11 protein-coding genes are annotated in these 12,708 nt (G+C 56.5%); 10 read left to right on the forward strand and 1 reads right to left on the reverse strand.

The window, feature by feature from the left end:
* The first annotated feature begins 67 nt into the window (after positions 1–67).
* From ABD806_RS15100 to ABD806_RS15110, 3 genes are all read left to right on the forward strand, one after another.
* On the forward strand, positions 68–1,066 hold the full coding sequence (locus ABD806_RS15100) for a TAXI family TRAP transporter solute-binding subunit (RefSeq protein WP_344959511.1): 999 nt from the start codon (positions 68–70) through the stop codon (positions 1,064–1,066).
* A 283-nt stretch (positions 1,067–1,349) separates the two neighbouring features.
* Positions 1,350–2,393 (forward strand): YbaY family lipoprotein, encoded by a 1,044-nt coding sequence (locus ABD806_RS15105; RefSeq protein ID WP_344959513.1) that lies wholly within the window; start codon positions 1,350–1,352, stop codon positions 2,391–2,393.
* Between the two features lie 103 nt (positions 2,394–2,496).
* A complete protein-coding gene (locus ABD806_RS15110) occupies positions 2,497–3,852 on the forward strand; it encodes a hypothetical protein (protein WP_344959515.1) in 1,356 nt (451 codons plus the stop codon).
* Here ABD806_RS15110 and ABD806_RS15115 read toward each other — a convergent pair.
* Positions 3,849–4,775 (reverse strand): LysR family transcriptional regulator, encoded by a 927-nt coding sequence (locus ABD806_RS15115; protein WP_344959517.1) that lies wholly within the window; start codon positions 4,773–4,775, stop codon positions 3,849–3,851. The two genes, ABD806_RS15110 and ABD806_RS15115, sit on opposite strands and share 4 nt — an antisense overlap.
* A gap of 97 nt (positions 4,776–4,872) precedes the next feature.
* Between ABD806_RS15115 and ABD806_RS15120 the strand changes: the two genes are divergently transcribed.
* From ABD806_RS15120 to fabG, 7 genes are all read left to right on the forward strand, one after another.
* On the forward strand, positions 4,873–5,736 hold the full coding sequence (locus tag ABD806_RS15120) for a pirin family protein (RefSeq protein WP_344959725.1): 864 nt from the start codon (positions 4,873–4,875) through the stop codon (positions 5,734–5,736).
* A 67-nt stretch (positions 5,737–5,803) separates the two neighbouring features.
* The gene (locus ABD806_RS15125; RefSeq protein ID WP_344959519.1) at positions 5,804–6,481 is read left to right on the forward strand and encodes an isochorismatase family protein; all 678 of its coding nucleotides are present in this window, start codon (positions 5,804–5,806) and stop codon (positions 6,479–6,481) included.
* A gap of 63 nt (positions 6,482–6,544) precedes the next feature.
* On the forward strand, positions 6,545–7,171 hold the full coding sequence (gene ycaC / locus ABD806_RS15130) for an isochorismate family cysteine hydrolase YcaC (RefSeq protein ID WP_344959521.1): 627 nt from the start codon (positions 6,545–6,547) through the stop codon (positions 7,169–7,171).
* Positions 7,172–7,249: 78 nt separating this feature from the next.
* Complete coding sequence (locus tag ABD806_RS15135; RefSeq protein WP_344959523.1) at positions 7,250–8,182, forward strand: pirin family protein; 933 nt, start codon at positions 7,250–7,252, stop codon at positions 8,180–8,182.
* Positions 8,183–8,813: 631 nt separating this feature from the next.
* Positions 8,814–10,340, forward strand: a complete 1,527-nt coding sequence (locus ABD806_RS15140; RefSeq protein WP_344959525.1) for a class I adenylate-forming enzyme family protein — start codon at positions 8,814–8,816, stop codon at positions 10,338–10,340.
* Positions 10,341–10,370: 30 nt separating this feature from the next.
* Positions 10,371–11,909, forward strand: coding sequence for an acyl CoA:acetate/3-ketoacid CoA transferase (locus ABD806_RS15145; protein WP_344959527.1), 1,539 nt, complete (start codon positions 10,371–10,373; stop codon positions 11,907–11,909).
* A 19-nt stretch (positions 11,910–11,928) separates the two neighbouring features.
* Positions 11,929–12,666 (forward strand): 3-oxoacyl-ACP reductase FabG, encoded by a 738-nt coding sequence (gene fabG / locus ABD806_RS15150; protein WP_344959529.1) that lies wholly within the window; start codon positions 11,929–11,931, stop codon positions 12,664–12,666.
* Positions 12,667–12,708 lie beyond the last annotated feature (42 nt).

A 12,708-nucleotide genomic window follows, 5' to 3' on the forward strand; every position in this document is an offset into this window, starting at 1 on the left:
GCCTGACCGCCGCTCAACTTTCTCCAGGGAAGACCGCGAGAAAAACCATTACAAAGAGGAAACAACCATGATGTTAAAGCAACTGTTCAAACCGTCCAAGACCATGCTCGCCGCCACCATGGTGGCCGTCGCAGGCTTTGGGCTCAGTGCCCCGAGCCAAGCCGCCGAACGCCTGGCCTTTTCCGGCGGCCCCGACGGCGGCACCTTCCAGTATTTTTCCAACGGCATCGCCACCCGGCTGTCCCGTAATCTGGAAGGGGTCGAGGTGTCCAACATGGCCTCGGCCGGCTCGGTGGAGAACCTGCGCCGGGTGAACTCCAAGGACGCCGACTTCGGCATCGTCTATTCAGGTGACATCTACCTGGGCCAGAAGGGCAAGCTCACCGAAGACACCCGTAAATACCGCAACGTCCAGGCCCTTTCCTATCTCTATGGCGCCCCGGCCCACCTGATCGTGCTGGATGGCTCCGGCATCACAGAGGTATCCCAGCTGGCCGGTAAAAATATAGCGGTCGGCCCAGCCGGCTCCGGTGCCGCCGCCTCTGCCCAGCGCTTCTTCGAAGGCGTGGGTCTGTGGGACAGCATCAAACCCCAGTATATCGGCTATAACCAAGGCGCCTCGGCGCTGGGCGACCGCCAGATAGATGCGCTATGGGTGTTCGCAGGCTTCCCCAATGCCTCCGTCATCCAGGCCGCGTCCAGCAACAAGATCCGCCTGTTGCAGGTCTTTGCCGCCGCCAAGCAGGGTTTCCTGTTCGAAGATCACCCCTACTATACCCAGGTGACCATACCCGCCGGCACCTACCCGGGGGTGGACTACGACGTGAGCACGGTACAGGACTCGGCCCTCTGGGTGGCTGGCCGCCATCTGTCGGCGGAGCAGGTGTCCAACAGCCTGAAGGAAATCTATTCTGACGAGGGCTTGAAGTTCATGTCCTCGGTGTCCCAGGCCGCCACCGCCATGAATATCGACTCCGGCACCATGGGCATAGTGACCCCGCTGCACGAGGGCGCCAAGCAATTCTGGACCGAGCAGGGCAAGACCCTGACCGACTCCCAGCAATAAATCGCTATCCTCTTGAGATCCAAAACCCCGCGCAAGCGGGGTTTTTTATTGCCCGTTCAATGATATGAGCATCGGTCAGTTCATGGCGCAAACACCGGGGTTTCGGTGCCGTCGGAACCCAGGATTGGGAAGGATCATTGTCTTTTTTCAACGGTGCGTGCCACTATATCGCTGATTTAAGACTCAGACTAAGCCACCCACACTAGGGCTTGTTTGCAGCCCATACTGAATAGTATCGATCAGACTTATGTCCCAGGGATGGGCCTTGCACGGGATATAACCAATGATGACCATACGCCTCGCGCCCCCGGCACTGCTGTTTGCCTTTATCCTGACCGCCTGCTCGGACGAGCAGCCCGACGCGGCCGGCGAGCAGGAAACCCTCACCGGCACCCTGACCTACCAGCAGCGCATCGCCCTGCCGGATGACGCCCGGGTACAAGTCACCCTGCTGGATGTCAGCCTGGCCGATGCCCCCGCCACCCAGCTGGCCGAACATACCTTTGTCACCGAGGGCCGCCAGGTGCCGCTGCCGTTCAGCCTGAGCTACGATGGCGACGCCATAAATCAGGCCCACCGCTACGCGGTGCGCGGAGAGATCCGCGATGCAGAGGGCCGGCTGATGTGGACCACGGACAGCTACTACGGCGTACTGACCCAGGGTCAGCCCACCGACCAGGTGGAGCTGATGCTGAAACAGGTTTCAGACGCCCGGGCCCTGCGGCCGTCCCCTTCGGCGACGACCCGGGTCTATCGCTGTTCACCGGAAAACGGCGCCGCGTTCGAGTTTGTCACCCAGTACGATCAGGAAAAGGACGAGCTCGGCCTGTGGCTGCCGGACAGCTTCAACCTTCCCTATCAGGTGCTGCCCCACAGCGTCTCCGCCAGCGGTGCCCGCTACCAGAACGACTATGCCATGATCTGGAACAAAGGCGAACAGGCCATGCTGGAAGTCGGTGAGCTCAACTACCAGAATTGCCGGGAAGACAGGCGCGCCGGCATCCGGGAAGACGCCAGGTTGCGCGGTGTGAGCTTCCGCGCCACCGGTAACGAACCCGGCTGGCTGCTGGAGATCAGCGCCGGTGACAAGCTTTCCTTCAGCTACAACTACGGTGAAAACACCCTGATCGTGCCGGTTTTCGACGCCGAGACAGATCGGGCGGCCCGCCAGACCCGCTATCGGGTAGCCACCGAGGCCCATCAGATCAGCGTGACCATCACCGAAGAAGCCTGCACCGATGATATGAGCGGTGAGCACCTGCCCGCCCGGGTCAACATCGAGCTGGACGGCAACCGCTACCGGGGCTGTGGCCAGGCCCTGGACTGACCGCATGACAGCCGGGGCGCCCTCTGAGGCGGTCCCTGGCACTTACCAGCGCCTTCAATTTAATATATTGTTATTACTCTTGTTTTTTGGAGAGCCATGATCGTTGATCACTGTCGAGCGGAAAGACGGTTTTAATATCAAGATCTCCCGGGTATTGCGGGAGGCAACCACCCACAAGTTGGATCTCTACCTGTTTATCCCCGGCGAGCTAGGCCTGAACACCCATGTGGTACCGGAAGAAGAGTTCTACCACAATGCCATTCATGTGAAACGCACCTACTTCAGCGACCGGCAGAATCTGCCCCTGGTGCACAGCCGGCTGGCCAGCAGGGACAAGCTGGCCACCGAGCAGTACCGCCTCAGCCTCAGCCTGTATGCCTACCAGTATGTGGTCGGACTGGAGCAGTCCAGCCGGGAACTGCGCAATGGCAAGGAGAACGGCAACCGGGAAGAGGTGGAAGACTTCATCGCCCTCTCCCAGGATATCCTCAAGCGACTCAGGCGCAATGTGCCGACGGACGAGACCCTGCTCAAGTATTACGCCAACATCGACAACTACCTGTCCTGGTTCACCGAGCAGAGGCTGCTGTCGCTGGTCGCCTACCTGCCCCGCAATGCCGACTACAAGGCCATCAAAGACCAGCTGCTGGGCGTCTGTGAAGTCGAACGCCAGCACAGGGACGCCCTGCAATACAACTCGGTGCATACCACGGAAGGGCTGTCGCGAGTCTCCAACAAGATGCGCCTGCTGCGCCGCCTGATCGAATATCCGGTCACCCTTAAGGAAAAAACCCGGGAGCTGGGCGGCGGCGAGCAGAAACTGCTCAAGGGGCTGGTCACCGCCGTGGTAATGACCTCGGTGTCGCTCACCGCCTATGAAGTACGCGAAACCCTGGGCGGCATCTCGCTGATGGTGATCCTGGCGCTGGGCGTGCTCTATGCCCTGCGGGAGATCTTCAAGGACGACCTGCGCAACACCCTGTGGCGCTGGCTGCGCAAGGGCCGCCCCAAGTGGCGCCGGCAGTATTTTGATGTGCACAGCAATCATCTGGTCGGCCGCCAGCTGGAATGGTTCGATTACATGCGCTCCTCCCGGCTGGATGAGGAGATCAGGACCGCCCGCCGGGCCACCGTCAGCCAGCGGGAGGAAATCATCATGCACTATGGCAGCCATTCCCGCATGCTGCCCACCCGCTTCCTCAGCGGTTACGAGCAGACCCGGGAAACCCTGCAACTGGATCTCAGCCTGCTGTCGAAGCTGATGGAGAAAGGCTCCCATCGTGTTTACCAACTCAATGACGGTCAGGTATCCCGGACGGCGGTGGAAAAACGCTACCAGATCAACCTGGTTACCCGGGAAGTACAGGGCGAGCTGCCGCCGCTGATCCAGCGCTGGAAAATCGTCATCAGCAGATCGAAGATCGTGGAAATTGAAGAGATTGCCCAGCGGGGTGGCTAATCCTCATCCAGCCCGGCAAAGCGTTCGGCCAGGTAGTCGAGCAGGGCCCGTACCGAGGGCAGCAGCCCGCGCCGGGACGGGAACACCGCATGAATGATTTCCCGCGGCGGTTGCCATCGGGGCACCAGCCGAACCAAACTGCCGCCGGCCAGTTCCCGGCTCACCATCATCACCGGCAGTTGCACCACCCCCACCCCGGCGACGGCGGCCGTGCGCAACGCCATCATATCGGTGGTGACAAACCTGGGCTGGTGATGAACCTGGGCGTGGGCAGCATCGGGGCCGCACAACTCCCAGGAATAGAGCTCTTGTGGAACACCGAGCGCCAGGCTCGGCAGCGCGCCAAGATCCCCCGGCCCCCTAGGGGTGCCGCAACGAGCCAGCAGTCCCGGGCTCGCCACCAGACATTGGCCCCGATCCGCCAGGATACGCATCACCAGTTCACTGTCTTCCAGGGGAGGCGGACGAACACGGATCGCCACATCAATCGCCTCTCCCACCGGATCGACACTCCGGTTGGTCGCCTCCAGATGCACTGTAACCTGGGGGTAGAGCTGCATGAAATCCGCCAGCATGGTCCCGATATGCGCGTAGAGCAGGGCTATCGGACAGGTCAATCGCACCACGCCACAGGGCTTTGCCTGGGTCAGCGCCACCGCCTCGTGCGCCGCCTCCGCCTCGACCAGCATCGCCTTGCAATGGGCATAGAAGGTCTGGCCAACCTCGGTCACCGAAAAGTGGCGGGTGGAACGATGCAGCAACCTGGCTCCGAGCCGCTCTTCGAGCAGGGCGATACGCCGGCTCAGCTTCGACTTGGGCACCCCCAGGGCCCGCCCCGCCGGGGCAAAGCCCCCGTGCTCAACCACGGCCGCATAATAATAAAGATCGTTGAGATCCTGCATGATCGGCTCACCGTTCACCATATAGAACACTGTTGCTCAAATTTACCATCTACCCGACTCCCCGGGCCATTCATACACTTGATTTCATCGGCAGTGCTCAACACCAGGAGGAAACATGATCAAACGAGTCAGCGGCGTGTACAGCGCACCGAATTCCCATTGGGTAGGCGATGGTTTTCCCGTGCGCTCACTGTTTTCCTACCAGGACAGTGGCGAGAAGCTCAGCCCCTTCCTGTTACTGGATTACGCCGGCCCGGCCGAGTTTACGGCAGGGCCTCGCCCGAGAGGCGTCGGGGAACACCCTCACCGGGGCTTTGAAACCGTCACCATCGTCTACCAAGGGGAAGTGGCCCATCGCGACTCCACCGGCAAGGGCGGCGTGATAGGTCCGGGTGATGTGCAGTGGATGACGGCGGGTGCGGGCATCCTGCACGAGGAATTCCATTCCGAGGCGTTCACCCAGACCGGCGGCGTCCTTGAAATGGTCCAGCTGTGGGTCAACCTGCCGGCCAAAGACAAGATGACCCAGCCCGGCTATCAGGCAATTGAAAGCAAGGATATCCCGGTCGTGCCGCTGCCCGAAAACGCGGGCCTGCTGCGGGTGATCGCCGGGGAGTTTGGCGGGCAACCGGGGCCGGCCAGTACCTTTTCGCCGATGCAGGTATGGGATCTGCGCCTTAACCGGAACGGCTATCAGGCATTCACGCTGCCGGACACCTGGACCACGGTGCTGATCGTGCTGCACGGCTCGGTACAGGTCAACGGCACCACCCTTGCCCGCGAGGCGCAGCTGGTGATGTTCGACTCCAAGGGCGAGCGGCTCAGCATAGAAGCCAACAGCGACGCCTCGCTGCTGCTGCTCAGCGGCGCGCCCCTGCAGGAGCCGGTGGTGGGCTACGGCCCCTTCGTGATGAACAGCGAGGCCGAGATCCGCCAGGCGATCGCCGACTTCAACGGTGGTCGCTTCGGAGCCATGAGTTAAACCGGTGGCGGATCATGCCCCAGAGCGCCGCCTGCCACCAAAAGACCATGAGTCAAAGGAGAACAAGATGACAAGTCCTGCTAATTTTAACAATGCCAAACCGGTTATCGATGCCGCCGATGCGGTGATGCTGCTGATTGACCACCAAAGCGGCTTGTTCCAGACGGTCAAAGACATGCCGATGCCCGAACTGCGCGCCAACGTGACCACACTGGCGAAGGTCGCAACCCTGGCGGAGATCCCGGTGATCACCACCGCCTCTGTGCCCCAGGGCCCCAACGGCCCGCTCATCCCCGAGGTACATCAATTTGCGCCCCATGCGCAATATGTCGCCCGCAAGGGGGAAATCAATGCCTGGGACAACCCGGAGTTCGTGGCTGCAGTAAAGGCGACCGGCCGTAACACGCTGATCATCGCCGGCACCATTACCAGTGTGTGCATGGCCTTCCCCAGCATCAGCGCCGTTTACGACGGCTACCGCGTATTCGCCGTGATTGATGCCTCCGGCACCTATTCCAAGATGGCTCAGGAGATCACCCTGGCCCGCATAGTACAGGCCGGTGTGGTACCGATTGACACTGCGGCGGTCTGTTCAGAAATCCAGAAAACCTGGCACCGGGAAGATGCCCTGCAATGGGCCGAAGCGTACAGCACTGTCTTCCCCAACTACCAGTTGCTGATTGAGAGTCATGCCAAGGCGCAAGACGTGGTGAGAAACAACGAAACCCCGGATTCACTGCGCTAATGGCGAAACCTGGGAGTCCACGAGTCCCACGGATACGAACGTTGTTCAATGAGGAGAAAGATCATGACTAAGCCCTATGTTCGTCTGGATAAAAACGATGTCGCGGTATTACTGGTCGATCACCAGGCGGGATTGCTGTCACTGGTACGGGACATCGAGCCCGACAAGTTCAAGAACAATGTGCTGGCGCTGGCCGATCTGGCCAGGTACTTCCGGCTGCCGACCATACTCACCACCAGCTTCGAGCAAGGTCCCAACGGCCCGCTGGTGCCGGAGCTGAAAGAGACGTTTCCGGAGGCGCCCTATATCGCCCGCCCGGGGCAGATCAACGCCTGGGACAACGAAGAGTTCGTCAAGGCGGTCAAGGTCACCGGCAAGAAGCAGCTGCTTATCGCCGGGGTGGTGACCGAGGTGTGCGTGGCCTTCCCGGCGCTGTCGGCACTGGAGGAAGGCTTTGAGGTGTTTGTGGTCACCGATGCCTCTGGCACCTTCAACGAGCTGACCCGTGATGCCGCCTGGGAGCGGATGTCCGCCGCCGGCGCCCAGCTGATGACCTGGTTCGGCGTAGCCTGTGAGCTGCACCGCGACTGGCGCAACGATATCGAGGGACTGGGCACCCTGTTCGCGAACCATATTCCCGACTATCGCAACCTGATCACCAGCTACAGCACCCTGACGGCGGGTAAATAACCGGGCACCTGTCCGCCAGGGCACTACCCTTAGCGGACAGGGATACCCTTAATGACGGCAACCGCTTCGGGAGGATTTATGAGCAACACCCAATGGTCGGCGAGCTTCGGCTCGTCCCGCGAATGCCCGCTGGTGGACGGGCAACATCAAATCCAGCGCCTGGCGCCACGCACCGCCGACGTCGGCGGCATACCGGTGGCCCGCGCCATCCCCACCCAACAGCGGCGGCTGATCGGCGCCTGGTGCTTCCTCGACCACGCCGGTCCGGTTGCCTTTGCGGACAACAGCCCGGGTCTGCGGGTGGGTCCGCATCCGCATATCGGCCTGCAAACCTTCACCTGGATGCTGGAAGGCGAAGTACTTCATCGGGACAGCCTCGGCAACGAGCAGCTGATCCGCCCCCATCAGGTGAACCTGATGACCGCCGGCCACGGCATCTCCCATACCGAGGAGTCGGTGCCAGGACAGCGGCGGCTGCATGCCGCCCAGCTGTGGATTGCCCTGCCCCAGGCCGACAAAGACACACCTCCCCGGTTCGACCATTACCCCAGGCTTCCCAGCTGGTCCCGGGACGGCATCGATTTTACCCTGCTGGTGGGCGACTACCTGAGCCATAAGGCCCCCACTCTGACGTTTTCTCCTCTGGTAGGGATAGATCTGTACGCCACCCGACAGGTGAGCTACAGCCTCCCCCTCCGGGAGGAGTTTGAATACGGCCTCCTGGTACTGGAAGGCGGCCTGGAAATACAGGAAGACGCTTTCTCGGTCAACGAGCTGGCCTATCTCGGACGCCATCGCGCCGAGGTCACCATCACCCTGCCGCCGGGCGCGCGGGTACTGCTGGTGGGCGGCGAGCCGCTCGATGAAGACATTTTCATCTGGTGGAACTTCGTCGGCCACAGCAAGCAGGATATCGCCCAGGCCCTGGCGGACTGGAACGACCACAGCGGCCGCTTCGGGGAAATCCACGGCTACGATGGAGAACCGCTGCAGGCCCCGCCGTTGCCCTGAGCATCGCCTAGGGTGTGTTCCGATACTGTTCATGATTTCGTCGCCCCCCAACAGGGGGCGCTCAAGGCAGCAGGTGCAAGCATAGTGAGCCTGAGCCTGCTAACGCAGAACGCGGCCTCTTGGGAGCGACCCGAAAGGCTGAGGCTGTGCCGCTCCGTGGCGGCGTTGCTTACTGCTGATCTGGGACCTCCAAACTGCGCGGTGTGCGCCTTGCCTCGAAACGACACAGCCTCAGCGACATTAATACACAGTAACGGGACACACCCTAGGGGGTGCTCGCCCCTCTGCCAGACGAGGCAGCCAGTACGTACCCTTTTCATATGCATTCCTGCAGCGGCTACCATACAGGTCCCAGTCACAGGACATGCATTGACCCATTAGCTGGGAAGAAAACGACAGACAAAACCCCGGCCTTACCTAAGGTGACCATGAGTTCCCCACCCCGGCCCACCACTCGAGGAGCATCATCAACAGCTCGAGGCCCTTATGTGCATTTTTACAACATGATTTAATAAACTCAGTAATATCTGTGTGAGCCTTCGCGCAGATATGAATTACAAACCGGCTAAGATTTCAGCTAGTTAATGATTATGACGGTCATTCATATCATGGCCAGCAAGAGGTAAAGTCGATGTCACATGAACTTCAATGCAACAGCTTATATCAGAGCCTGGAGCTGAGCGCTCAAAGGTGGCCAGATAAAGTAGCCTTTGTGATTGATGATCAGGAAATAACCTATCGGTCTTTTCTTCAACGAGTAAAAACCGTAGCCAGCCTGCTACATCATAAATATGCTTTACGAAAAAACGAAAAAATCATTCTGGCCGTTGGCAATGAGATATCATTCTGTGAAGTATTTTATGCTGCAATGAGCTTAGGCATCATCGTCATCCCTGTCAGTACCAAATTGACATCCGATGAGGTAGCTCCGTTAGTAACACAAATCATACCTTCATTGATCTTGTGTCATGATGACCACATCGATAAGTATAAAGACTCATTACCTTCTAAATCGCAACTCATCGTATTGAGCCAATGGGAAAAGACATCGAGCATCCCTCTTACTCCCGTTACCCTCCCTGATATTGGCGCCGATGACACCGCTGTGATTATGTTTACATCTGGCACGACAGGAAAACCAAAAGGGGCATTAATCAGTCACGGCAACTTGCTGCATGGCATAGTATCATATCAACAAGCATTCTCATTAACCGAAAATGATACGACCATACTGGCTGTGCCAATTGGTCACATCACTGGCTTGGCCGCCATACTTGGTCTCTTTATTCATATTGGCGGGAGTATTCACTTACAAAATAAATTCAATTCCAGCCATATTCTAAGGTGCATAGAAAAAGAAAAAATCACTTTTATGCATGGTTCACCCACTGTATTCATCCTTCTTTGCGGTGAGGCACAAAGTAGCAAAGTTAACTACAGTTTAGACTCCATTAAAAAGATCGCCTGCGGTGGTGGCCATCTTAACAATGGCACCATAGAGGCAATTAAAGTCACTTTCAAAAACGCTCATATTCATCCAGTTTATGGCTTGTCAGAGACCAGCTCACCAGCCAGCATCTTTGTTGAAGATGTAAAAGATCACCATAAACGTGGCAGCTCCGGAAAAGCCATTCCCGGTGTAGAGTTCCAGATAAAAGGTGAAAATGGAGAAGTGCTGTCCAAGGGGCAGACCGGTGTACTCTGGGTCCGGGGCCCTGTCGTCATAAAATCTTACTGGAATAACAACCAGGCCGATAAAGAGTCCTTCGACAATGGCTGGTTTAACACCGGTGATTTGGCCTACATAGATCCCGATGATTACATCTATATCCAGGGAAGGCTGAAGGACATGATCAACAGGGGAGGTGAGAAAATTTACTCATTAGAGGTTGAAAATATACTGTCTACCTACCCAGGCATCAATGAAGTAGCGTTAGTCCCTTACCCCAGCGAAATTTATGGTGAGGAGCCCATGGCATTTATTGTTGCTGATCCAGAGCACCCCATCACAGCAAAAGAGATCATCGACTGGGCTTGCAGCAAACTGGCAAAATACAAAGTACCCAAAAAAATAGTATTCATGGATAGCTTGCCAAGAACAAACAATGGGAAAATCAGTAAAAGAACACTTAAGGAAAATATCTACAAGTATCTTTGACATGATCGACCTCATATCAAAGGAGAGCGAATGAAAAGCAAATTTATTACCAAAGAAGAAGCAGCCGAGCTTATCCGTGATGACAGTACCATTTGTACTGTAGGCATGACGCTGGTCAGCGCCTCCGAGTCCATATTATCTTCAATCGAAAAACGCTTTCTCGAGACGGATTCACCTAGAAATCTGACGCTGGTTCATGCTGCCGGTCAGAGTGACCGGAATAGAGGCATACAGCATCTGGCTCACCCCGGGCTGGTAAAAAGAATTATAGGTTCGCACTGGGGTCTGGCTCCCAAATGGATGGCGATGATCTCGGGCAATCAGGTAGAAGCCTACTGCCTGCCACAGGGACAAATGGTGCATTTATACAGCGCCATGGCTGCTGGCCTGCCGGGCAGACTATCGCCGGTTGGGTTGAACACCTTCATCGATCCCAGAATCGAAGGTGGCAAGATGAACACTTGCACAGAAGAAAATATTGTAGAGGTGGTGACATTCAAGGATGAGGAGTACCTTTTCTACCCTTCCATCCCTCTGGATACGTTGATCATCCGTGGTACTTCCGCCGATCCCAAAGGTAACCTGACCACTGATGAAGAGGCCATGAAGCTGGAAGTGCTACCCGCGGTACTGGCGGCAAAACGTTTTGGCGCCAGGGTCATTGCGCAGGTGAAATATCTGGTGGAAGGCGGTAGCCTTGATCCTAAATCGGTCGTCGTGCCCGGTGACTTTATTGATAACATAGTGGTGTGTGATGATCCGGAAAAGGATCACCGTCAAACTTCTTCCTGGTATTATGACCCGGCCTATTGTGGAAAAATCCGCGTAGCACCTCAGCAGGAAACCTCAAAAACACCGCTTGACATCAGAAAGCTTATTGGCAGAAGAGCCGTTGAGTTTATAAAGTCCGGCGCCATCATCAACTTAGGAACCGGCATACCAAATGATGTAATAGGACAGATAGTAAAAGAAGAAAGAATGGAAAACGATGTCACTATTACGGTCGAATCTGGCATCTATGGTGGTCTTCAGTCAGGCGGTATCGATTTCGGTATTGGTCGCAACCTATCGGCCATGATCAGCCATCAGGATCAGATGCTTTATTATAATGGCGCAGGTGTTGACATCACCTATATGGGGGCAGGTGAACTGGATCAGGACGGGAACGTTAATGCCACCAGGCTGGGTCCACAATGCACAGGCGCGGGTGGCTTTATTGATATCACCCAGAATGCAAGGCATGTTGTATTTTGCTCCACCTTTACCACCAAGGGGCTCGAGATAGAGCTGAATGATGGAAAGCTGAACATAGTCCGAGAAGGGGAAATAAAAAAACTGGTTAACGCTGTTAACCAAATATCTTATAGCGGTAAGCTTGCTATAGAGAAAAAGCAAAAAATGCATTTCGTTACCGAGCGGGCCGTATTCGAGATGACTGAAAAAGGAATCATGCTGATTGAAATAGCTCCCGGCATTGATCTTGAAAAAGATATACTTCAACTCATGGATTTCAGGCCTCTAATATCAGAGAACCTGACACTCATGGCAGAAAAGATATTCACACCTTAAAGCTGCATAGGAGGACAGGATGAAACTTAAAGGGAAGGTAGCCATCGTCACTGGCGCAAATCAAGGCATTGGCTTTGGTATCGCCCGCGTACTGGGACGCGAAGGTGCAACCGTTGTAATTGCTGACTTGAATGATGATGGCGGCATCACCGCTGTGAATAGTTTAAAAAATGAAGGTATAAGTGCCACTTTTTTTCGGTGTAATGTCGGCAACAAAAAAGATATAGACGATCTCTTCGAGTCGGTGACAAGCAGCCATGGAAAGCTGGATATACTGGTGAATAACGCGGGCATCAACCGTGATGCCATGCTGCATAAGCTGAGTGAAGACGACTGGGATAAAGTCATTGATGTGAACTTGAAAGGCACCTTTCGCTGCATGCAGGAAGCGGCCATCAGGATGCGCGAACAAGGATCGGGCAGAATCATCAATATCGCATCAGCCAGTTGGCTGGGTAATGTGGGTCAGTCCAACTACGCGGCATCAAAGGCAGGCGTGGTGGGGCTGACCAAAACAGCCTGCCGTGAACTTGCCAGGAAAGGGGTGACGGTAAATGCGATATGTCCGGGCTTTATCGATACGGCAATGACCCGAGGCGTTCCGGAAAAGGTATGGGACGTCATGATATCTAAAATTCCGGCAGGTTTTGCTGGCCAACCGGAAGATGTAGGTGAATGTGTGGCTTTTCTTGCCTCTGATGCCGCTCGTTATATCAATGGTGAGGTGATCAATGTCGGCGGTGGCATGGTGCTGTAACTGAGCCAAGGAGCCTTCTGCCCGTATCAGCTGGCTCCTGCT

The sequence above is a fragment of the Zobellella aerophila genome (genome assembly GCF_039539325.1).
Lineage (GTDB): Bacteria > Pseudomonadota > Gammaproteobacteria > Enterobacterales > Aeromonadaceae > Oceanimonas > Oceanimonas aerophila.

What these genes read in the sequence shown, in the direction of transcription:
- ABD806_RS15100 (WP_344959511.1), top strand. Translation starts at nt 68, where the DNA reads ATGATGTTAAAGCAACTGTTCAAACCGTCCAAGACCATGCTCGCCGCC.
- ABD806_RS15105 (WP_344959513.1), top strand. Translation starts at nt 1,350, where the DNA reads ATGATGACCATACGCCTCGCGCCCCCGGCACTGCTGTTTGCCTTTATC.
- ABD806_RS15115 (WP_344959517.1), bottom strand. Translation starts at nt 4,775, where the DNA reads ATGGTGAACGGTGAGCCGATCATGCAGGATCTCAACGATCTTTATTAT.
- ABD806_RS15125 (WP_344959519.1), top strand. Translation starts at nt 5,804, where the DNA reads ATGACAAGTCCTGCTAATTTTAACAATGCCAAACCGGTTATCGATGCC.
- ycaC (WP_344959521.1), top strand. Translation starts at nt 6,545, where the DNA reads ATGACTAAGCCCTATGTTCGTCTGGATAAAAACGATGTCGCGGTATTA.
- ABD806_RS15135 (WP_344959523.1), top strand. Translation starts at nt 7,250, where the DNA reads ATGAGCAACACCCAATGGTCGGCGAGCTTCGGCTCGTCCCGCGAATGC.
- ABD806_RS15140 (WP_344959525.1), top strand. Translation starts at nt 8,814, where the DNA reads ATGTCACATGAACTTCAATGCAACAGCTTATATCAGAGCCTGGAGCTG.
- ABD806_RS15145 (WP_344959527.1), top strand. Translation starts at nt 10,371, where the DNA reads ATGAAAAGCAAATTTATTACCAAAGAAGAAGCAGCCGAGCTTATCCGT.
- fabG (WP_344959529.1), top strand. Translation starts at nt 11,929, where the DNA reads ATGAAACTTAAAGGGAAGGTAGCCATCGTCACTGGCGCAAATCAAGGC.